Raw genomic sequence first — 21,506 nt, forward strand, 5'->3', positions numbered from 1 at the left:
CATCCGGAGGTTCACGTGACACCGAGCATCAGCCGTCGCAGCTTCGTCGCCGGAGCAGGAGCCGTGGGAGCCCTGACGGCCCTGACGGCAGGCGCAGGCACGGCCAGGGCCGCTGACGCGAACACGGCTGCGCGCCGGGCGCGCACCGTGATCCTCGGCGGCCGGGTCTTCACCGGCACCGCGCGCGGGGGCGGCGGTCTCGAGGCGGTCGCGATCGGCACCGACGGTCGCATCCTCGAGGTGGGCCGGTCCCGGGACGTGCGCCGCTGGATCTCGCGGGGCACCGTCGTCGTGGACGCGGCCGGCGGCAGCATCATGTCGGGCGTCCACGACGGCCACATGCATCCGCTGGGCGCCGCCGCGCAGTCGCTCAACCCGTCGCTGCAGAACGCCAGCGTCACTGTGGCGCAGCTGCAGGAGATCCTCACCGGCTTCATCGACGCCACCTCGGACGCAGGCCCCGACGCGTGGTTGCAGGTGACGGACTGGAACCCCGTCGGCCTGCTGCCGGCCGGCACGGTCGCGAACAAGGCGCAGCTCGACGCCATCGCCACCACCCGGCCGATCTACCTGCAGGGCTCCGACTTCCACAACAGCTTCGTCAACAGCCGGGCGCTCGCGCTCGCCGGCATCACCCGGGACACCCCGGACCCGGCCGGCGGCGAGATCGTCAAGGACGCCGCCGGCGAACCCACGGGGCTGCTCAAGGACAACGCGCAGGGCCTCGTCGGTGACGTCATCCCCCCGCCGTCGCAGGACCGGCTGGATGCCGCGTACGCGACGATGGCGACCTTCCTCCTCTCCCAGGGCGTCACCTCCTTTCTCGACGCGGCGTCGGGGCCAGACAGCATCGCGACCTACGCCGAGCTGCAGGCCAAGGGCCTGCTGCTGCAGCACGTCACCCCCGCCGTGCGACTCTCGGTCGAGCAGACCCTCGCCCCGCGCGAGACCGTCGCCTGGCTGCGTGCCCTGCAAGCGGCATACCAGGACAACCCGCGCCTGCACGTCACGACCACCAAGGTGTTCGTCGACGGCGTGATCGAGTTCCCGGCCCAGACGGCCGCACTGCTGACGCCCTACCTCGACGCCGACGGTCAGCCCACGGACAACTTCGGCGACCTCTACATCACGAGCGCCCAGTACGCCCGACTGGCGATCGCGCTCGACGCGGCCGGCTGGCAGATGCACTCGCACGCCATCGGCGACCGCGCCGTGCGCACCGCCCTCGATGCCTACGAGGCCGCCGTCCTGGCGGGCGGGGGGCGCTCGAAGCGTCGCGGGCACACCATCGCCCACCTGCAGCTCGTGCACCCGGACGACCTCGCCCGCTTCGTCCGACTCGGCACGCTCGCGTCGATGCAGCTGCAGTGGGCCGTGCGAAACGTCTTCACCCTCGACGCCCTCGAACCGTTCATCGGCCCGTCCAGGTGGGGGCGGCTCTACCCCGCGCAGAGCCTCGCCCGAGCCGGCGCCACTCTCGTCGGCGGGTCGGACTGGCCGGTCGACCCGTTCCGCCCGTTCAACCAGATCGCCACCGCCATCGACCGCCTCGACCCGGTGGGCGACACCACCCCGCTCGTCGCCGGCGAGGCGATCAGCCGCGACGCATCGCTGCGGATGCACACCAGGGGCTCGGCCGAGCAGCTGCACTCCGAACGCACGGGCACCGTGGCCGTCGGCCGGCGCGCCGACCTCATGGTCCTGGACCGCGACCTGGCCCGGGTGCCGGTCAACGACATCCGCGGCACAGTCGTGCAACACACCCTGATCGCCGGCGAGGTGGTGCACGACGCCGGCTCGAGCGGCGCCCGTGAAGCCGCGAACCGGGCAGCTGCGGCCACGGGCTCGCTCACCGCGGTGAGCCGGTATGCCGGCACGCGCCGAGACCCGCACGCCTGCTGCGGCCACCGACCGACACCGTGACTGGCAGCACGCCCGGTCCTGCTGCGGCTGCCACACCGTCCGGCCGCGCGCTGCTCCACGACCTTGCGACTTTCTCGACCATGCGGCGTCCGACGGGAGGACACTGCTAGGGGAGCGCATCGGGGCACCAGCGATGGGGGGCCGCGCATGGTCAGGTTCGGAGAGGCATCGGAAGACAGCATCGCCGTGATGTCGCGCCAGGCGCTCGTGGGGCGTCTCGCGCAGGTCAAGGAGCAGTTCCGGGCCACGAGCGACATCCTGAAGGTCTTGACGAGCTCGTCGGGGGACCCCGACAAGGTCTTCGACGCCGTCGTCGAGAACGCGCGGACGCTGCTCAACGCGGCAGTGGCCCAGATCTACCTCGTCAAGGGCGCGACCTATGTCCTCGCCCGGCAGAGCGGCATGTCGGAGGAACACCGCCGGCTCGTCGAGGAACACCCCATCAAGCGCGACCGCGGCACGCTCGTCGGCCGCGTGACCATCGATCGCCGGATCCACTACATCACCGACGCTGTCGCCGACCCGGAGTACAGCCGCTCCGACATCCAGCGAATGGCCGGATTCCGCTCGATGATCGGCGCACCGCTGATCGTGGGAGACGAAGTGGTGGGCGCACTCAACGTGCTGCGCAACAGGGTGGCCCCCTTCGACGACGTCGACGAACGCGTGCTGGCCACGTTCGCCGAACAAGCGGCGCTCGCGCTGCGCCACGTCGACCTGTTCGCCGCGCTCGAGAGCAGGTCCGCCGAGCTGGCGCGAAAGGTCGAACAGCTGGAGGGGCTCGCCGACGTGGGTGCCGCGATCAGCTCGACTCTCGTTCCGGACGAGATGCTCGCCTCGATCGTGTCGCACGCCGTGGAGCTGTCCGACACGGACGGTGGGTCGCTGATGGAGTACGACGAGGCGACCGGGCTCTTCCGCGTGCGGACGGTGTACGGCACGAGCGACGACACAGTCTCTGCCCTTCGGGCCGCGGAGATCCACATCGACCGCACGTGGGTCGGCAAGGCCGCTCGGACCCGACGGGTCCTGCAGATTCCCGACCTGGACGAGGCCCAGCTCGACGAGCACCTGGCGGTCCTGCACCGGTCCGGCTGGAAGTCGCTCGTCGCCATCCCGCTCGCCCGCCCGGATCGGGTCGTCGGTGCCCTGGTCGTCAGGCGCAAGAGAACCGGCTCCTTCAGCGGCGAGACCTGCGACCTTCTCGACACCTTCGCCAACCAGTCTGCGGTGGCGCTGACGAACGCTCGCCTCTACCAGCAGCTCGAGCAGCAGAGCGCCGACCTGGCCGAGGCGAGCAGGCACAAGTCCGAGTTCCTCGCGAGCATGTCGCACGAGCTGCGGACCCCGCTCAACGCCGTGATCGGCTTCTCCGAGGTCCTGCTCGAGCGGATGTTCGGCGACCTCAACGAGCGGCAGGAGGACTACCTCAAGGACATCCACGCTGCCGGGCGCCACCTGCTCGCCCTGCTCGGCGACATCCTCGACCTGTCGAAGATCGAGGCCGGGCGGATGGAGCTCGACCTCACCACGTTCCCGGTGGACGACGTCATCGGCCAGGCCCTCTCGCTCGTGCGCGAGCGCGCGGCGCTGCACGGCATCCAGCTGACGCTCGACGCCGAGCCGGGCCTCGGGCTCGTCACCGCTGACGAGCTGCGCCTCAAGCAGGTGTTGCTCAACCTGCTCAGCAACGCCGTGAAGTTCACGCCGGACGGCGGCTCCGTGGAGGTCCACGCGCGTCGCGGGGCGGGCGACCTCGTCATGACGGTCACCGACACGGGTATCGGCATCGCCGTAGAGGACCAGGCCCGCATCTTCGACTCGTTCCAGCAGGGCAGCAGGTCCGCGTCGACGACGGAGGGCACCGGTCTCGGGCTCACGCTGAGCAAACAGATCGTCGAGCTGCACGGGGGCACGATGTGGGTGAGGAGCACTCCCGGAGAAGGCAGCACGTTCGGCCTCCGGATCCCGCAGGCATCCCTGATCGCGGAGGCGCCTGACGAGCGGTGGATGGTCGACGACCTGTCGGGGTCCGGACCGACCGTCGTGGTCATCGAGGACGACCCGAGCTCGGCCCAGCTCGTCGAGCTGCACCTTCGCGCCGCCGGACTGAACGCCGTGAGCGTCGGCACCGGGGAGGCCGGCCTCGAGGCCATCCGCCGCCTGTCGCCGGCCGCTGTCGTGCTCGACATCCACCTGCCGGGCATGACGGGATGGGACGTGCTCGAGACCCTGAAGGCGGACCCGTCCACGGCATCGGTACCCGTCGTGGTCGTCAGTGTCGAGCCCGAACGCGGTCGCGGATTCGCCCTGGGCGCAACCGAGTACCTCGTGAAGCCGGTCCACGGGGAGCACCTGCTCGCGGCGGTGAGCAGGGCACTGCAACACACGCGGACGCCAGTACCCGGAGGGACCCTTCCGGAGCGTCGTAGCGTCGTCGTGGTCGACGACGACCCGCTCGCACTCAAGCTCGTCCGCAGCACGTTGGAGCCGCTGGGCTGGACGGTCCACACGTGCTCCGGCGGCCTCGACGCCGCAGACCTCGTCCGCTCGGTGGACCCGTCGGTCGTGATCCTGGACCTGCTCATGCCCGATGTGGACGGGTTCGCGGTCATCGACGAGCTGCGGGCAGACGGCACGCGCAGCGGCCCACCCATCGTCGTCCTCACGGCGAAGTCGCTGACGCCGCAAGACCGTTCGCGCCTCGAGGGACGCATCGCCTTCGTCGCGGAGAAGGCGGGACTCGACCTGGCGAGCCTGGCACGACGGCTGGCTCAGGTTGCCGCGGCCGAGGCCACGGCGGCCGAGGCCTCGAGCGACACCAGCCAGAAGGCCGACGATGGAGGGGCGTCATGACCGAGCGCCCACTCGTCCTGCTCGTGGAGGGCGACCCTCACCACCTGCGGCGCTGGAGCAGATCTGAGGCGATTCAGCCGGTTCGGACGACGGGGTATCTTCTCCGCTCTCGCCGGTACTGACCGGAGTGGCAGTTCGCAGGGCCACTCCCGCGGGATGACCGTCCCGTGCCAGTACCAGTGAAGGGCGAGTGCGATGTCTTCCATCCTTTCCACCATGTCGCGTACCAAGAAGCGGGTCCTGAGCTCCGCAGTCTGCCTCGCAGCCCTCGTCGGCGTGTCCGCCACGATGGCGACGCCTGCGGCGCAAGCAATCCCAGTACCGCAGAGGTCATGTGCGTTCGACGTCGCGGGCAACACCGCCGTCAACGGCTGGCGTCCGGTCAACTCCGTCGTGACGGTCAACAACGGCCTCACCTCCCGTCCCGTGGTCGTCAACCTCAATGCCGACGCCGGCGTCGACACGCTCGCGGAGATCCGCGTCGGCTACCGGGTCGATGCCGGGCCCGTCCAGACGCCGGGAGCCCAGAACTTCGCCAACCACACGGAGTACTGGCAGACCCGCCACAGCATGGTCGTCATGCTCATCCCGTCCGGCGTCCACACCATCCGCCCCTACTGGCGGATCAGCGGCGCGGTGGGCAAGAACGGCGTCATCGGCGCTCGCTGCCTCACCGCGGAGGCGTACACGTCCTGAGCAGGACTCGACACCCGGTTGAGGGGTCGCCCGGTGTCGTCACCCGGGCGGCCCCTCAGTCGACACCGCGGCAGGCAGCCACGGCGAGCTGGTCGACGAGGTCGTTCATCTCGTGTCCCGAGTGTCCTTTGACCCACTGGAAGGCAACGTCGCCGCGCTCGCTGACGGCGTGGACGAGAGGCTCCCAGAGATCGCGGTTGGCGACGGGCTTCTTCTGTGACGTGGTCCAGCCGCGCTCCACCCATCCAGCCCACCACCTGTCGCGGAAGCAGTTCACGACGTAGGTCGAGTCGCTCACCACCAGCAACGGGCCACTCAGCGCGGTGACGGCCTCGAGTGCTGCGCGGATCTCCATCCGCTGGTTCGTGCTGGGCTTCTCCGAACCGGACGCGTATCGCTCACGATCAATCGCCCAGGCCCAACCGCCCGGGCCCGGGTTTCCCGAGCATGCGCCGTCGGTGTAGACCGAGACAGCGCCGGCGGGAGCGGCCATGGGCGCCTTCGGTGTCCGGGGCCCGGGGGCCCTGCCCGGGGTGGCTCTGGCCGGCGGCGCCCCCGTCAAGCCGGGTAGAACCAGCCCGGGACCGCAGTTCGCGTGCGCCCAAGCGCTGGAGTCGCCCGCGACACTCGCGATCGAGTCACCGGGTCGAATGGGGGCCTGGCAGCTCGCGCAGCGCCCCGGATACTTGGCCAGCACCGCTCTCCTTGTTGATCAGTCGACTCGACGTTCACAGCTGCTGGTCGGTGATGCCAGCACGCAGCTGTCGGCCCGCGCGCTCGAGCTCGGGCCCCAGCCGATCGAGAAGGTCGACCGCAGTTGCCTTTCCGCCGGTCTCAGCCTGACGAGCGAGGTCCGCGACCCGTACTGCACCGATGTTCGCCGCCGATCCAGCCAGCTCGTGGGCGGCGTCCCGCAGTCCGGCGTCGTCCCCGCTGTCGAGCATCCGGCGCATCGTCGCCAGCAGTACCGGGGAGCGCGCCATGAAGGCATGGGTCAGCTTCACGAGCAGGCTCTGCCCGTCCGGTGCACCGAGCCCGCGCAGGATCGAGAGGCGTTCCTCGTCGATCGCCGGACCCTCACGGTGCGGCGAGGCTGCAGGCACGTCGCCGGGCTGGTCAGAGCGGCCGTGGGCTGGCCGCGCCCAGCGGCTCAGGGCATCGCTGAGCGCCGCAACGTCGATGGGTTTGGCGACGTAGGCGTCCATTCCGGACGCGAGGCAACGTTCACGGTCCTCGGACGTCGCCCCAGCGGTCATGGCGATGATCGGCACCCGTTGACCGCCGGCCTCCCGCCGGCGGATCTCCTCGGTCGCGGAGTACCCGTCCATCACCGGCATGTGGCAGTCCATCAGCACGGCTGCGTACGCAGTGCCCGCGACGGCGTCGACCGCCTCGGCACCGTTCTCGACGATGTCGACCACGTAGCCCAAGTGCGAGACCAGTCCCTCGGCGACCATCTGGTTCACCGTGTTGTCCTCCACGACGAGCACGCGTGCGGAGGTGGTCGCCGCGCGGGCCTGCGGCAGCGGCTCCATCGCTCGCACGGTCATCGCGGGCGTCCCGGCGACCAGCGTGACGAGCCGGTCGAAGAGCTCTGAGCTGCGCACCGGCTTGCTCAACGTGTCCCGGATCCCGGCGTGCCGCAAGGCGTCCCGGTCGACGTCGGTGATCGAAGACAGCATGATCAGCAGGGTGTCGGCCAACGCCTCGTCTGCAGAGATGAGGCCGGCCAGCTCCAGGCCGTCGAGCTCCGGCATACACATGTCCAACACCGCGATCGCATAGGGATCGCCGCCGGCGGCAGCGGAACGCATCAGGTCGAGGACGGCCCGCGCGTGCTCCACGACGTCGGGCCGCATTCCCCAGTCGGCGAGCTGGGACTCGAGGACCAGCCGGTTGGTGGCGTTGTCGTCGACGACCAGGACCCGCAGGCCCCTCAGCAGATCGCGGCCAGCGCTGGGCCGCTCATCCGTCGCCGACACCTGCAAGGGCACCTCGAACCAGAAGGTGCTGCCGACGCCTTCTTCGCTCTCGAGCCCGATGGCGCCGCCCATCGCCTCGGTCAGCTTCCGCGAGATCGCCAGCCCGAGCCCGCTTCCGCCGTACTTGCGGGTGGTGGATGCGTCGGCCTGCGTGAAGGAGTCGAACACCGCGTGCTGAGCGTCCACAGGAATGCCGATCCCGCTGTCCGACACTTCGAACCGCATACGGGCCGGGTCCGCCTCGCTGACCCGGGCCGTGATCACCACCTCGCCCTTCTCGGTGAACTTCACGGCGTTGGAGCCCAGGTTGAGCAGGATCTGACGCAGTCGCACCTCGTCGCCCACCAGCCGCGACGGGACCTCGGGCGAGCAGTAGGCGATGAGCTCGAGCTCCTTGCGCGATGACGTCGGCGCCAGCAGGCCGGCCACCCCCTCGACCAGCTGCCGGGGGTCGAAGTCGACGAGCTCGAGGTCCACCATTCGGGCCTCGAGCTTTGAGAAGTCGAGGATGTCGTTGATCACCTTCAGGAGGGCCTCGCCGGCGTTGTGCAGACCTTCGGCGTACTGCCGCTGGGTCTGGTCCAGCTGCGTCTGCCGAAGCAGCCCGGTGAGTCCGATCACGCCGTTCATCGGTGTGCGGATCTCGTGGCTCATGGTCGCCAGGAACTCCGACTTCAACCTGGAGGCCTCCATGGCTTCCTTGCGGGCGGCCTCGAGCTCGACGGTGCGGGCCTGCACCCGCTGCTCGAGCTCCGCCCGATGGGCAGCGAGCTCCTCGGCAAGCATGTTGATCCCGACGATCACGGCGTCGAGATCCTCATCGTCTGGGGTGCGCGTCCCGCGGGCGTCCAGGTCGCCTGCGGCGAGGCTGGTCAGCAGCTCGATGACGATGTCGATGCCGCGGTCAGGCGACGTGGTCATGTCTGCGCTTGCAGCCAGGTGACCGCGTCGGCCTCCGACGTGAACATCTTCACCGGGATCGCGCCCCGCTTCAGGCCGAGGAAGAAGTTGGCCAGCATTCGCGTGGACGCGGAACCAGCCACGAGCGCGACGGCGCGGTAGTTCGGGTTGCGGTCCATGAAGAACTCCCGCGCGGGTCGGTCGATCGAGGCGACCTGACGCAGGTCGACGAGGGAGAGGACCCTGCCCTGACCCAGTGCGTGGATCTCGGCGTCGACCGCGCGGGCCTCCTCGATGCCGCACACCGCCCCGGGCAGCCAGTCCGTCCGTGCGAACCCGCGCTCCTCGTCCCACGAGATCCGGTAGCACTTGTCCTCGGCGTTCATCCCGACACCTCCGCAACATTTTGTTGCCAAGGTACCGCCAGCCAAGGGCAGATCGGGAGCGACCAGGACATTTCGTCTGCAGTCGCGTCGTCCGGCTCTGCCCGGGTTCGCGCGCCACAGCGGAACTGACGGCCGCAGGCAGCGCTGCCGCTCGCTGCGGTATGAATAGGCCCATGCTGCCAGAGTCCGCCCTGAGCCAACTCGGCAGCGAGAGGTTCGTCTCGCTGACGACCTATCGGGGATCGGGCGCCCCGGTCCCGACGCCCATGTGGGTGGTCCGAGACGCGCAGGGACTGCTGCTCAGCACACCGGAGGGGACGGGCAAGCTCAAGCGCCTGCGCGTCGACCCCAGGGTCACTCTCACGCCGTGTGGTCGTCGCGGTCGGGTCCCGAAGGGCGCCCGCCCCGTCGACGGGGTGGCAGAGATCATCCGCGACGACGAGGTGGTCGACCACGTCGCGGCGCTGCTCCTGGACAAGTACGGACTCGAGTACCGGACCTTCATGCTCATCGAGCGTCTCGTCCGCCGTGAGAACCCACCGCGTGTGGTTCTGTCCATCAAGCCGGCCTGACGCGGATGATCGTCTTCCCCTTGCGTCGCTCGGTGGGGTTGAGGGCGGCGGCGGCATCGTCGAGGGTCGCGACGGTGCCGATGGTCGTCCGCAGTCGCCCGTCACGCACCCGCCGGACGATCTCACCCAGCTGGGCACGATCGGACTCGACGACGAAGTCGACCACCAGGCCGTCGGTGGCCCGCGCCTGCGGCGGCCCGACGACGCTCACCAGTGTTCCGCCGGCTCGGATCACGTCAACGGACCGCTTCGCGATGCCGCCGCCGATGACATCGAAAACCAGATCGACGCCGCCGACGTCTTCCAGGGCGTCGTTGTCGAGGTCGAGGAACTCCTGCGCGCCGAGGTCGAGCGCCGTCTGCCGGTCCGTGGCACGTCCGGTGCCGATGACGTAGGCACCGGCCTCACGGGCCAGCTGCGTCACCATCGACCCGACGGCACCGGCCGCACCGTGCGCGAGGACGCTCTGCCCCGCCCGAAGGTGGCCGTGGTCGAACAGTCCCTGCCAGGCGGTCAGGCCCGAGATCGGCAGGCTCGCGCCGACCGTGAAGTCGACGTCGCCCGGCAAGGGTGCGAGGTTGCGCGCCTCGACGGCCACCAGCTCCGCCAGGGTGCCGTCGCGATGCCAGTCGGTCAGGCCGAACACCCGCTGTCCCACAGACAGCCCGGTCGTGCCATAGCCGAGGGCAGTGACCACTCCGGCCAGCTCGTGCCCAGGGATCGACGGCGTTCGGTCACGGCCGCGGCGATCGGTCCAGGTCGAGGGCCACTCCAGCTCGGTCGGGACGAAACCCGACGCATGAACCTCGACGACGACGTCGTTGATCGCTGCCTTCGGCTCCACCAGCTCCACCAGCGCCATCCCGGCCAATCCCGCAGCCTGATCCGTCACCACGATCGCCTTCATGTGGACACGCCTCTCTCTCAGTCGTCGCCTGCACGGCGTCCAGGGGGACGTCCGCCGTCTAGCGGAGGGTGAATCCCGGGAGCCGGTACTTCACCCGGTGGATCACCTTCGCGGCGACCCGCACCTGCTCCTCGGACTCCCAGGTCCAGTCGAACGCGTTGGCCATCCGGTTGACCGTGTTGAACAGGAAGCCGACGTGGAGCGCGTCGACGATCGCCTCCTCGGGGACACCCGCCTGCCGGGCAGCGTCGACGTCAGCCGGTCCGCACGACGCCGGGTCCTTCGAGAGCTTCTCGAGCAGAGGGATCACCGCGGCAAGTTCGGGGCGAATCACCGAAGGGTCGTCGACAGCGACCTCGCCGCGCGCCTCGATCCTCGTGGTCTCGGTGTGCGCGCGTACGCAGAAGGGACAGTCGTTGAACCGCGAGACCAGCATTGCCAGGTACTCCCGCTCGCCGACGGTCCAGTACGACGGTCCGCGCAGCACCTGCGTCCCGAGCGCGAAGAAGGGGCGGCCCCAGAAGTCCGGCCTGTGCATGGCGGTGAGTGCGACGTTGTCCATCCCCTGGCGCGACAGCAGCTCGCTCAGCCGGATGAACAGCCGCGCGGGCAGCTTGTGGCCGCGTTCCAGGACCTCCAGGCGCATCTCAGGGCCCCTCCTGCATCGCCCGCAGGCCGAGGTCGAGACGCTGCAGCGCGGCGCCCGTCGACACTGCGACGGTGACCTCGAAGATCTCCTCCTCGGTGCAGCCCGCAGCCTTGAGCGCCGAGACGTCGTGTTCGGTGATCTTGTAGGACGCCTCACGCACCTTGCCCACGTATGCCGACCACACCTCGGGCACGGGCGTCCCGGTCCCCGCCGCCCGCCGAACCGCTGGGTCGACCACGCCCGCGCCGTCGAAGACCCTCGCGCGCAACGCAGCAACGTCAATGACGTAGCGACCAGTCACGGCTCAAGTATCGCCCTGGGCCCAGGAGCGCGGAGGTTCGCCGCCGAGCTACGTCCCCTGCTGCAGGATTCGGATGGCGTTGCCGAATGGATCCCGAACCCCCATGTCTACGCCGTAGAAGTGCTCGGTGGGCTCCTGGGTGAAGTCGGTGACGCCGCGCTCGCGGAGCGTGTCGTACAGGGCGCGGGCGTCTTCCGTGGTGAAGACGAGCCCGCCCAGGGCGCCCTTGCTGACCAGCTCGCGCAGCTGCTCGGCCGTCGCTTCGTCATGGAGCGGCGGGCCGGGCTGCTCGAGCGAGATCTCCGTCGCGTGGTCGCCGGGAGCTCGAACGGTGAGCCAGCGGTAGTCGCCCTGCTTCACGTCATTGCCCTTCTCGAGCCACCAGCTTGTTGACGTAGAAGTCGAGCGCCTGCTCCTTGTCGAGGACATAGATGGACGTGACATTCAGCCGGTTGATCATCGTGTCCTCCTGCGCCGTTCCTGATGGAGCGACCCCAATTCTAGGGAGCGGTCACCCGGGGCGGCTTGTCCGAAACTGCTCGAATGATCGGGGCGCGCAATGCTGCCGAGGGGGCGCAGGGCGGCGAGCTGGACACAGTGCGGCGCCACGATCGGGCCGTGCCCCCTCCGATAGGCGCTCGGCGTCTCGCCCACGATCTCCCGGAAGGTACGGCTGAAGGTCCCGAGGCTGGTGAAGCCGACCGCGAAGCAGACCTCGGTGACGGTGCGGTGAGTCTCACGCAAGAGGAACATCGAGCGCTCGACTCGCCGCCGCTGCAAGTAGCGGTGCGGCGTCTCGCCGAAGACGGAGCGGAAGCAGCGGCTGAAGTGGGCTGGGGAGATGTGGGCAACCGCAGCGATCGCTCGCACGTCGAGCGGCTCGGCGTAGGCGCGATCCATGGCGTCTCGCGCACGGAGTAGGCGCCGGTTGAGGTCCTCGACGTCGCGGCTCACCCGCCAACGCTACGCGTCACGGTGCGACCGCTGTGGGTTCGACCTGTCCGGCGCTACAGCGCGGCGACGGCGGGAATGACCCGTTCTGCCATGAGCTCCAGCGTTCCAGGTTCGCTGACATCGGCGAGCGCGCCGTGCGCCACCTGGATACCCAGGTCGGCGAGCTCGTGGAGGTGCTCGATCGTCCGCTCGACATGTTCGCCACGGGGACCGAGGTCGAAGCGCAGCTGAGCGGTCTTCTCGATCTCGTCATAGTCGCGGCCGAGTCGCGCGCAGTGGTCGCGCAGCACCTGCAGCTTGTGGGCCAGCTCGGGCGTGTCGAAGATGTTGCACGCGTCGGCGTACTGGGCCACCAGCCGCAGCGTCTTTCGCTCACCGGCCCCGCCGATCAGGATCGGCGGGTGGGGTCGGCTCAGGGGCTGCGGCGAGTTCAGCGTCCGTTCGAGCCGGTAGTGCTTGCCTGCGTACGGGCTCTCGTCCTCGCTCCACATCTGCTTGCAGATCTGCAAGGCCTGCTCCAGCCGCTCGAACCGCTCCGCAGTGGATGGGAAGAACAGGCCGAGCCCGCGGGACTCCTCCTCGTTCCAGGCGGCCCCGATGCCCAGCATGGCGCGACCACCCGAGAGGACGTCGAGCGTGGTGACGGTCTTGGCCAGCAGCCCGGAGTCGCGGTAGACGACTGCCGTGACGACCGTGAGGAGCTTGGCCCGCTCGGTCTTCGCAGCAAGGAACCCGAGCGTCGTGTAGGCCTCCAGCATCTCGTGCTCGGGCGGGCCCAGGTGCGCGATCTGCCAGACATGGTCCATCACACTGACGCGGTCGTAACCCGCCTGTTCGGCGCGGACCGCCACCTCACCCAGCTGCCGCCGCAGGTCGCTCGGGCCGCCGTCCCAGGTGAAGTCGGAGATGTGCAGTCCCAGCCTCATGCCGCTTCCTCGTTCGGGTGTCTCGCAGCTCGGTGCTCTTCCTCGCCGGCCATCTCCCATTGAACCCGCAAGGAGCCCGGGCGTCACGGGCGAGAGCCGTCGCCGGAAAGTCCAGAGAGAACCGCGTTCCTGTCCGATTGAGGAGGGGAGTCCTGCTCCTCAGGGATGATGGCGAGCGTGGCTGATGATGCTCCAGCGTTTCGGGTGTGGCCGCCGGTCGCGCTCGGCGGACCGTGGCTCGGTGGTTGGGCGCTGACGGTTGTGATTGGTGACCCGGTGTCGATCGACCAGCCGTGGGCTCTCTGGGCGGGCTGGCTGCTTGTGTCGTTCTTCGGCGTCTGGAACGGGTTGGCGCTGTGGCTGATGCACGCCCACCGCACTGCGCTGCTGCCCGGCGGCTCGACGCGGGTCGTCATCGACTCGGGCCCGTTCGGCCTCAGTCGCAATCCGCTCTACGTGGGCCTGGTCGCGCTGGACGTCGGGCTCTCGCTGCTGTCGACCTCGTTCTGGGCGCTCGTGCTGGTACCCGTCGGCGTCGCCCTGTTGTGGTGGGGCGCCGTGCGCCCTGAGGAGCAGTATCTGGCGGCGAAGTTCGGAACCGAGTACGAGGACTACCGCCGCCGTGTGCGCCGCTGGCTCTGACCTGTGGGAGGCCTCGGGACGTCGATGGTGGCGCACCGGGCTGGTCCGCCGGTCTCTGGCGCGGCGACCTTTTCGCTGCCACGCTGTGAGGCATGGATGCCCGGGACGAGAGCCGGTCGGCGCTGACAGCCCGGGAGTTCCAGGTCGCGGACGGTACCGGCGACTGGCGGGTGATCGGCAGGGATGCTCTCGCGTGGTTCGTGACCCCGTCGCACGCAGCGGGTTCAGAGCTGCTGCGTCGGATCGCGGGAGTGGTCACGACCCGGGGTGCGCCTGACCACGAAGCTGGGACCGGACCCGAGGTCGACCTGCGCGCCCGCGGGGTCCGCGTACGGCTGCCTCGGCCGGGTGCCCGCTTCACGGAGCGCGAGGTCGAGCTCGCACGCGCCTTCTCGGCGACCGCCGCCGCCCTCGGGCTGAGCGCCGATCCGACTGGACTGCAGGTCCTGCAGATCGGCGTGGACGCGCAGGACGCGTCGGCCCTGATGCCCTTCTGGGAGCGGGTGCTCGGTTATGAGCGCGTTGGCGACGCCGTGCTGCGCGATCCCGGACGTCGGTTGGCTCCGCTGTGGTTCCAGGAGCAGGACGCGCCACGACCGCTCCGCAACCGGCTCCATCTCGATGCCGTCACCACTCAGCCGGTCGCGCAGGCCACGGTAACCGCCGTGCCCGAGCTCGGAGGGCGGGTGCGTCGCCGGCACGACTACTACGCCACCGTGGCCGATGCCGACGGCAACGAGGCGGACGTGCTCCCCCTGCAGGAGGCGGCGGACCGCTGGCAGGGGGCGGAGACGGAGGACTGGCGGCTCGTCTTCGCAGCCATGGCCTGCTATCCCACAGGAGGCATCGAGCAGGCCGTGAACCTCGTCGACCGCGTGGCCGCCCTGGCCGACGACGCGGGCCTGGCTCTGGGGATCGACGTGCGGCCGGGGTGCGTCACGTTGGACACCGGCAAGGACCTGTGGGAGATCGAGGACGGGTATGAGGTTCTGGCCGCGCAGAGTCAGGCAGCCGCCCGGGGGCTCGGGCTGCGCTCAGACGTCACCCTTCCCCGCTTCCTCCAGGTCGGCATCGACGCGGTCGACATTCCGGCGGTGCGGCGTTTCTGGGCGGCCGCGCTGGGTTATGTGGAGGATCCTCGTGAAGGGCTCACCGACCTCGTCCACCCCCACCAGCTGACGATGCCCTTCTTCCTACAGGGCCTGGACCCCGATGACCACGAGCGCCGCGCACAGCGCAACCGCATCCACGTGGACGTGTTCGTCCCCGACGACCAGGCGCGGGCCCGCGTGGACTCCGCACTGGCAGCGGGCGGCAGCATCACCCATGACTCCGAGGCGCCTGCCTGGTGGACCGTCGCCGATCCCGAGGGCAACGAGGTCTGTATCGCCGTCTCGCCCGGGCGCGAGGAGACGTGGGGCGAGTAGGCGACAGGTCTGCACCCACGCGTGGCTCACCTGCGGCGCGGTCCGCGTACCGAGACCCCCAAGCCGGCGAACAGGACCAGAGCCGCCAGGGCGGCGACCCCGGCGCTGAGGTCGATGTCCTGCTCGCTGACGGTGACGTGCTTGGGCAGGTCAGCCAGGACCTTGGTCAGGCCGTCGGCGTCCGTCGCGGCGAAGTACTCGCCGCGGGTCGTCTCGGCGACACTTCGCAGAGCTGCCTCGTCGACGACCAGGAAGTTCCGGCCGCCCGTCGACCCGCCGCCGGCTCCGCTGAAGTCGCGGATGCGGGGCTGCTGGAACCCGCCGTACTGGTCGCGCGTGCACGCCATCTGCGTGGGGTTCGTCGTGCCGAAGCCGATCGGGTAGACCCGGACCCCGCGCTCCGCCGCCTGCTCGGCGGCCTGGGCCGGCGTCACACCGCGGGTGTTCGCGCCGTCCGTCAGCAGCACGATGATCTCCGGCGCCACGTCCGGCTTCTCGCCACCGACGTCCGACCCACCACCCCCGGCACCGCCGGTCGCAGTCGGAGTCGGCACGGGCGGGGGCACCACCAGGCCCGGCCCGTCCGTCGTCGGCTCGTCCACCACATCGGCCGGCGCGACGTTCGGGTCCAGCTCGGCGATCGCGTCGATCGACCGCAGGATCGCCGCACCGATCGTCGTGCCGCGCCCGGTCGTCACCGCGTCGATCGCCTCGAGCAGCTCGCCGCGATCCGACGTCGGCGCCACCGCGAGCTGCGCGAACCCCGAGAACACCACGAGCCCGACCTTCGTCTCGTCGTCCTGCCCCTCGATGAACGCGCGCACCGCATCCTGCGCCGCCGCAAGACGGTTCGGTGGCACGTCGGTCGCACACATCGACCCCGACACGTCCAGAGCCAGGATGATCGTCGCGCTCGACACCGGCACGTCAGCGCGCACCTGCGGCCGCGCACTCGCCAGCCCGAGCAGGCCGAGCGCCACCAGCACGAGAGCAACCGGCACGTGCCGCCGCCACGACCGCGACCCGCCGACCACCGAGCGCAGCAGGGCGACATTCGAGTAACGCACCGCCTGCCGCTGCCGACGCCGCAGCTGCCACACGTAGACCGCCGCCAACACGGGCGCACACAGGACCGTCAACAGCAGAACGGGCAGCCCGAACGACATCTAGACCACCCGCCCCTGCCGCAGCACCGACACGGTCGCGCCACCGAGCAGCAGCAGCGCCGCAACCGCCGCCACCCACGACGTCACCTCGTGCGGCACCGTCCGCATCGTCCACTGCAGCTCGATCGCGTCGTAGACGGCCGCCAGGGACGCGGCATCCGAAGCCCGCCGGTACGTCCCACCCGTCGTCTCCGCCATCGCCTTGAGTGCAGACTCGTCGAGCGCCGTGGCGACGCTGAACCCGTCGACCTCGATGACGGTCCCCGCCGGGGTCCCGAGCCCGATCGGCTCGATCCGCACCCCCGCCGCCGACGCCAGCTCTGCAGCGATCAGAGGGTCGACCGACGTCGTGTCCTCGCCGTCCGTGAGCAGCACGATCGCCGTCCCGCCGTGGTATCCGATCGGCGTCTCACCCGTCGTCCCAGCCTCCGCGTCCTTGGGCGGCTTGACCGGCTTGCCGACGATCGCGCTCAGCCCCCCGAGCACGCCGTCGCTCAGCGACGTCTCCCCGGACGCTCGCAGCCGCGCGACGGCTGCCAGCACCGCTGCCTTGTCCTGCGTCGGACGCTGCGTCACGAGCCCGGTCCCGCCGAACGCGACCACCGCGATGCGCACCGACGACGGCTGCTTCTCGACGAACGCGCGCGCCGCCGCCTTCGCAGCGTCGAGCCTGGTGGGCTTCACGTCCTTGGCCGCCATGCTGTTCGACACGTCGAACGCCAGCACGACTGTGCCCTCCCGGTGCGGCTCGCCGATCGACGCCACCGGGCGCGTCAGCGACAGCACGAGCATCGCGAGCGCCGCGATGAGCAGCGCCGGCCCGAGGTGCCGCCATCGCGACCGCCGCGGCGCCGGCACGACGAGCCCCTCCGCGGCAAGGGCCTGTCGCCGGGCCTCCTGCACCCGCAGCACCCGCCGGTACCCGACGACGAGCAGCGGCACCACGAGCAGCCCGGCCAGCGCCCACGGCCACGTCAGCGACACCGCACTCGTCGAGGCTCCGTTCATCGACGCCGCCTCCGCCGCAGCTCCGAGATCCGCAGGAGCGAACGCACGAGGTCATCGTCCGTGCGCACGGGGTAGAGGTCCACGCCGGCCTTCCGCGCCCGCTCCAGCAGCTCGGCCTGCCGTGCCTCCGCCGCCGCAGCCAGCCGGCCACGGAACCCGACGTCGCTCGTGTCGACGAAAATCTGCTCGCCCGTCTCCGCGTCCTCGACGTACACCCCACCGGCGTCGGGCAGCTCGCTCTCGCGCCGGTCGAGGACCTGGAGCGCGACGACCTCGTGCCGCCGCGCCAGCCGCCCGAGCGGCAGGTCCCAGCCGTCCGCGCTGATGAAGTCCGACACGACGATGACCAGCGACCGCCGCCGCGCGATGCCCGCCGCTGCCGACAGCAGCACCGACAGGTCGGTCACCGCCCCGTGGCCGAATGCCGTCGGCCCCGCCCCGGCCCCGGCGGCCGTCCGCGCCCTCCGCCGACCGAACCGCCCGCGCCCTGACCGACCAGCCGCGCGAGAGGCACCAGCCGCGGCCTCGTCCCCAGCAGCCCGAGCCTCACGCCGGTCGAGCAGCGTCTTCGCGATCCGCAGCACCTGCGTCCGCCCCGACGCCGGCGGGATCACCGCATCGACCCCGGTGTCCATGACGATCGCCCCGACCCGGCTCCCGCCGCGGATCAGCACGTGAGCGAGCGTCGTCGCGACCTCGGCCAGCACGAGGTCCTTCTGACGGTCGACCGGGCCGAACCCCATCGACGCCGAGTGGTCGAGCAGCAGCCACGCCGTCAGCTCCCGCTCCTCGACGTACTCGCGCACGTACGGCTCGTCGAGCCGTGCCGTCACGTTCCACTCGATGTGGCGCAGGTCGTCACCCGGCTCGTACTCGCGCAGGTCGGTGAAGTCGACCCCCGACCCGCGGAACAGGCTGCGGTAGTCGCCCTGGAGCCGGCCGTCGAGCCGCTTGACGACCCGCCACTCGAGCCGTCGCAGCAGCCGCTCGGCGCTCAGCGTGTCGGTCGCGCCCATGTCGCGTCACCACTCACGGAACCGGGTTCGCCCCCGAACGCGCCTGCGACAGAACCAGCACCCGTTCCGGCACCAGACCCACCAGCACGTTCGTGCAGCGGAGCCGTCGGCGCCGGGACGGCTTCGAGGATCGGTCCGAGCAGGTCGTCGGGCGACAGGTCCTCGGCCAAGGCCTCGTAGGACAGCACGATCCGGTGCCGCAGCACGTCCCGCGCGAGGTCGCGCACGTCGTCGGGCAGCGCGTAGTCCCGCCCCCTCAGGAACGCCAGCGCCCGCCCCGCGAGCACGAGGTTGATCGACGCGCGCGGGCTCGCGCCGTAGGTCAGCAGCCGCGCCAGGTCGTCCCGGCCCACCCCCGCCGGCTCGCGGGTCGCCGTCACCAGCCGGACGGCATACTCGATGACCGCAGGGTCGACGTAGACGGCGTCGGCCTCGCGCTGGAAGCCACGCAGCATCTCCGGGTCGAGCACCTGGACCGTCGCGACCGCAGCACCGATCTGTCGCTCGACGACGACGAACTCCTCTGCGGCAGAAGGATATCCGATGAGCACCTTGAGCATGAACCGGTCGACCTGGGCCTCGGGCAGCTCGTACGTGCCCTCCGACTCGATCGGGTTCTGCGTCGCCATGACGAGGAACGGGTCCGGTGCCGGGAACGTCTCGCGGCCGATCGTCACCTGCCGTTCCTGCATGACCTCGAGCAGCGCGCTCTGCACCTTTGCCGGCGCCCGGTTGACCTCGTCGGCGAGCACGAGGTTGGCGAAGACCGGCCCGAGCGACACCTGGAACTCGCCGTCGCGCTGGTTGTAGATCCGCGTCCCGACGAGGTCCGCCGGCACGAGGTCGGGCGTGAACTGGATGCGCTGGAACTCGCCGCCGATCGCGTGCGCGAGCGTCTTGATCGCCATCGTCTTCGCGAGCCCCGGCACGCCCTCGACGAGCAGGTGCCCGCGGGCGAGCAGTGCCACGAGCATCCGCTCGATGAGCACGTCCTGTCCGACGATGGTCCGCTTCACCTCGTACAGCGCCTGCTCGAGCGCGTGCCGACCGGCGGGTGCCTGTCCGTCCATGCCGTCCTCCTCCTGCCGGTGCTGCTCGATGCCGTATGCCGTGTGGCGCGGGCCGGTGACCTACTGCGGTGGGCTGCCTGCCGCCCCACCGGCGGTCGCGATCGGCACGGCGAAGCCGATGCCGACGAAGAGGCTCTGGTCGGTCGGGTTGGCGAGGCCGGTGACGATGCCGACGACCTGGCCGGCCTTGTTGAGCAGCGGCCCGCCCGAGTTGCCCGGGTTGACCGCCGCGTCGAACTGGATGAGGTGCTCGAGCTTGCGCTTGCCCTCGACCCTCACCGTCCGGTCGAGCGCCGACACGACGCCGGCCGACAGCGAGTCGGTGAGACCGAGCGGGTGGCCGACGGCGAAGACCGGCGCCCCGACCGTCACGCCGCCGCCGAGCACGGCCGGCACGACCGTCTCGGGAAGCCTCGCCGGGGTCAGCGTCGCGATGTCGTTCTCGGGCTCGTCGGCCGCGATCTTCGCCGCGGACTGCGTGCCGTCGGCGAACGACACCGTGATCGAGCTCGCCCCGTCGACGACGTGCAGGGCAGTGAGCACGGTGCCGTCGGCGTTGACGACGACGCCGGCGCCGGTGCCACGCTGCGCCGTGCCATCGACCGTCGACCGCGTCTCGATGAGCACCAGGGACGGCCCGATGGCCGCGTGTGCGCGGGTCGCGTCGGCGGGCGCGGCAGCCTCGGCCTCGGCCTGCCTCTCGAGACCCTTCTGCACGCTCGCGTCGACGTCGCGCTGCGTGAGGACGGGTGGGCCGGGAGGGCGCGTGACGGCATACGCCGTCACGGCTGCGGCGACGACGAGCACCACGACGACGGCGGTCCAGACGCGGCGCGGCACTGCAGCCAGGCGGCGACGCAGCCTGTTCCAGCGGCGCCTCCGTCCCGGCCCCCCGGGATCATCGTGTGCCGAGCCGGACACGCTGGCGGGCTCGCTGCCGGGCACGCGTAGGGCCAGCCCGGCGCCCTTGGCGGCGGTGGGGTCGACTACGGGGGGAGCGGTGACCCGTGCCACCTTTTCGACTCTACGTTTCGATCGGCGCGAGCGGCAGGGGGCGTCGGCACTTCACAGGATCCGCCGATCAGAGGGACGCCGTGCTCCCGGACCGGCCCACGCGGGCGCGGAAGGCCGTCAGGGGGCCGCCCCACCCGGTGTCACTCGTCGCGTGCGACGTGCTCCTCGAGGGCCCCGATCTGACGCCAGGCCCGCTCCTCGAGCTTCCTCGTCGCGCGCTGCTCGTCCGCGTCGAGGTGGCCGAGGAGGAAGGCGGCAGCCTCACCGCTGGCCTCGTCGACTGCGAGGTGGCGCAGCGTCGCCCGCGTGATGACGGCGTCGTGGTGGTCACCGAGCACGGACTGCACCCGCTTGGCCTGCTTGCCGAGGCGTTTGATGCGCTTGCCGGTGACCGGGCGGGCCGTCTCGGCGGCATAGCGCAGCCGCTTCGCCGCCTTGCGCACCCCGTGCAGACGGGTGACGTGCTCGTTGTGGTCGTACGGGGCCTCCGGGTCGCTCGGGTCGACCGGCATCCTGGCCTCGACGAGGCGCTCCGCGACCCGGCGCACCTCGTGGCGCACCCGCTTGCGCGCGACCGTCCGGGCCTCGCGCTCCGCCTTCTCATTGAGGGGCGGGTCGGAGACGAGCGCGTCGAGAAGGAGCGAAGTGGCGGCATACCTCGGGGAGTCGAGCGTCTCGTCGACGACGTCGGCGGCGGCGGCCGCGTCGATCCGGAGCCGGGCGCGCAGGCCCGTCACGGCCTCGTCCTCGAGCCCGGCGAGGTCGGCGTCGGCGATCAGCTGGTCGGTGAGGTCGGTGGCGACGTCGGCATCGCGGGCCTCCCCCAGGCGGCCTGATGCCCACTTGAGCTCCTCACGCAGCGGCTCCGTCACCGATCTGTCGAGGATCGGGCGGAAGGTGGCCAGCGCCGAGCGGATGCGGCGCATCGCGACGCGGAGGTCATGCAGGCCCTGGGGTTCACCGTTGCGCACGGCGGCCTCGGCGACGCGGAGCGCCTCTCGCTGGTCGGCGAGGCGCTGACGCAGGAGGGTGCCGGCGGTCCGCATACTCCCTATCTACCCGTCCTGAGGCGCCACGTCCTGCGATCGGCGGAACCCCGTGACGCACCGGT

21 protein-coding genes are annotated in these 21,506 nt (G+C 70.7%); 6 read left to right on the forward strand and 15 right to left on the reverse strand.

Annotation, left to right across the window (positions count from 1 at the left end):
- Positions 1-15 precede the first annotated feature (15 nt).
- The 3 genes from H9I49_RS04015 to H9I49_RS04025 all read left to right on the forward strand — a co-directional run bounded on the left by H9I49_RS04015 (position 16) and on the right by H9I49_RS04025 (position 5,475).
- The gene (locus H9I49_RS04015; RefSeq protein ID WP_188029001.1) at positions 16-1,923 is read left to right on the forward strand and encodes an amidohydrolase; all 1,908 of its coding nucleotides are present in this window, start codon (positions 16-18) and stop codon (positions 1,921-1,923) included.
- A 189-nt stretch (positions 1,924-2,112) separates the two neighbouring features.
- Positions 2,113-4,779: a GAF domain-containing protein gene (locus H9I49_RS04020; protein ID WP_255523597.1), complete on the forward strand. Its 2,667-nt coding sequence runs from the start codon at positions 2,113-2,115 to the stop codon at positions 4,777-4,779.
- A gap of 216 nt (positions 4,780-4,995) precedes the next feature.
- Positions 4,996-5,475, forward strand: a complete 480-nt coding sequence (locus H9I49_RS04025; protein WP_188029003.1) for a hypothetical protein — start codon at positions 4,996-4,998, stop codon at positions 5,473-5,475.
- Between the two features lie 55 nt (positions 5,476-5,530).
- On the opposite strand, the gene H9I49_RS04030 is transcribed toward H9I49_RS04025, so the two are convergent.
- The 3 genes from H9I49_RS04030 to H9I49_RS04040 all read right to left on the reverse strand — a co-directional run bounded on the left by H9I49_RS04030 (position 5,531) and on the right by H9I49_RS04040 (position 8,743).
- Positions 5,531-5,968, reverse strand: coding sequence for a ribonuclease H (locus H9I49_RS04030; RefSeq protein WP_188029004.1), 438 nt, complete (start codon positions 5,966-5,968; stop codon positions 5,531-5,533).
- A 235-nt stretch (positions 5,969-6,203) separates the two neighbouring features.
- Positions 6,204-8,378, reverse strand: a complete 2,175-nt coding sequence (locus H9I49_RS04035; RefSeq protein ID WP_188029005.1) for a response regulator — start codon at positions 8,376-8,378, stop codon at positions 6,204-6,206.
- Positions 8,375-8,743, reverse strand: a complete 369-nt coding sequence (locus tag H9I49_RS04040; protein WP_188029006.1) for an STAS/SEC14 domain-containing protein — start codon at positions 8,741-8,743, stop codon at positions 8,375-8,377. The genes H9I49_RS04035 and H9I49_RS04040 overlap by 4 nt, the downstream gene beginning before the upstream one ends.
- A 173-nt stretch (positions 8,744-8,916) precedes the next feature.
- On the opposite strand from H9I49_RS04040, the gene H9I49_RS04045 reads away from it, so the two are divergent.
- Complete coding sequence (locus H9I49_RS04045; RefSeq protein ID WP_188029007.1) at positions 8,917-9,315, forward strand: PPOX class F420-dependent oxidoreductase; 399 nt, start codon at positions 8,917-8,919, stop codon at positions 9,313-9,315.
- Here the strand turns inward: H9I49_RS04045 and H9I49_RS04050 are convergent.
- From H9I49_RS04050 to H9I49_RS04075, 6 genes are all read right to left on the reverse strand, one after another.
- The gene (locus tag H9I49_RS04050) at positions 9,302-10,222 is read right to left on the reverse strand and encodes an NADP-dependent oxidoreductase (RefSeq protein ID WP_188029008.1); all 921 of its coding nucleotides are present in this window, start codon (positions 10,220-10,222) and stop codon (positions 9,302-9,304) included. The genes H9I49_RS04045 and H9I49_RS04050 overlap by 14 nt on opposite strands.
- A 58-nt stretch (positions 10,223-10,280) precedes the next feature.
- The gene (locus H9I49_RS04055) at positions 10,281-10,868 is read right to left on the reverse strand and encodes a carboxymuconolactone decarboxylase family protein (RefSeq protein ID WP_188029009.1); all 588 of its coding nucleotides are present in this window, start codon (positions 10,866-10,868) and stop codon (positions 10,281-10,283) included.
- A 1-nt stretch (position 10,869) separates the two neighbouring features.
- Positions 10,870-11,172: a hypothetical protein gene (locus H9I49_RS04060; RefSeq protein ID WP_188029010.1), complete on the reverse strand. Its 303-nt coding sequence runs from the start codon at positions 11,170-11,172 to the stop codon at positions 10,870-10,872.
- A 48-nt stretch (positions 11,173-11,220) separates the two neighbouring features.
- On the reverse strand, positions 11,221-11,532 hold the full coding sequence (locus H9I49_RS23700; RefSeq protein ID WP_370587418.1) for a VOC family protein: 312 nt from the start codon (positions 11,530-11,532) through the stop codon (positions 11,221-11,223).
- A 96-nt stretch (positions 11,533-11,628) separates the two neighbouring features.
- Positions 11,629-12,126 (reverse strand): helix-turn-helix transcriptional regulator, encoded by a 498-nt coding sequence (locus H9I49_RS04070; RefSeq protein WP_188029011.1) that lies wholly within the window; start codon positions 12,124-12,126, stop codon positions 11,629-11,631.
- Positions 12,127-12,179: 53 nt separating this feature from the next.
- Positions 12,180-13,052, reverse strand: coding sequence for an LLM class F420-dependent oxidoreductase (locus H9I49_RS04075; protein WP_188029012.1), 873 nt, complete (start codon positions 13,050-13,052; stop codon positions 12,180-12,182).
- 177 nt (positions 13,053-13,229) lie between these two features.
- Between H9I49_RS04075 and H9I49_RS04080 the strand changes: the two genes are divergently transcribed.
- Positions 13,230-13,694, forward strand: coding sequence for an isoprenylcysteine carboxylmethyltransferase family protein (locus tag H9I49_RS04080; protein WP_188029013.1), 465 nt, complete (start codon positions 13,230-13,232; stop codon positions 13,692-13,694).
- Positions 13,695-13,786: 92 nt separating this feature from the next.
- Complete coding sequence (locus H9I49_RS04085) at positions 13,787-15,121, forward strand: VOC family protein (protein WP_188029014.1); 1,335 nt, start codon at positions 13,787-13,789, stop codon at positions 15,119-15,121.
- Between the two features lie 26 nt (positions 15,122-15,147).
- Here H9I49_RS04085 and H9I49_RS04090 read toward each other — a convergent pair whose 3' ends face one another.
- From H9I49_RS04090 to H9I49_RS04115, 6 genes are all read right to left on the reverse strand, one after another.
- Positions 15,148-16,287, reverse strand: coding sequence for a VWA domain-containing protein (locus H9I49_RS04090; protein WP_188029015.1), 1,140 nt, complete (start codon positions 16,285-16,287; stop codon positions 15,148-15,150).
- Complete coding sequence (locus tag H9I49_RS04095) at positions 16,288-17,295, reverse strand: VWA domain-containing protein (protein WP_188029016.1); 1,008 nt, start codon at positions 17,293-17,295, stop codon at positions 16,288-16,290.
- Positions 17,292-18,311, reverse strand: a complete 1,020-nt coding sequence (locus H9I49_RS04100) for a DUF58 domain-containing protein (protein ID WP_188029017.1) — start codon at positions 18,309-18,311, stop codon at positions 17,292-17,294. Before H9I49_RS04100 ends, H9I49_RS04095 begins: the two co-directional genes overlap by 4 nt.
- Positions 18,290-19,381 carry a MoxR family ATPase gene (locus tag H9I49_RS04105; protein WP_188029018.1) on the reverse strand — a complete coding sequence of 364 codons (1,092 nt, stop codon included), beginning with the start codon at positions 19,379-19,381 and terminating at the stop codon, positions 18,290-18,292. The genes H9I49_RS04100 and H9I49_RS04105 overlap by 22 nt, the downstream gene beginning before the upstream one ends.
- A 60-nt stretch (positions 19,382-19,441) precedes the next feature.
- Entirely contained in the window at positions 19,442-20,395 is a 954-nt protein-coding gene (locus H9I49_RS04110) for a S1C family serine protease (RefSeq protein ID WP_370587419.1), read from the reverse strand.
- A 140-nt stretch (positions 20,396-20,535) separates the two neighbouring features.
- On the reverse strand, positions 20,536-21,441 hold the full coding sequence (locus tag H9I49_RS04115; protein WP_188029019.1) for a CHAD domain-containing protein: 906 nt from the start codon (positions 21,439-21,441) through the stop codon (positions 20,536-20,538).
- Between the last annotated feature and the right edge of the window lie 65 nt (positions 21,442-21,506).

Origin of the sequence: Terrabacter sp. MAHUQ-38, from assembly GCF_014518425.1 — a bacterium.
Classification (GTDB): Bacteria; Actinomycetota; Actinomycetes; order Actinomycetales; family Dermatophilaceae; genus Terrabacter.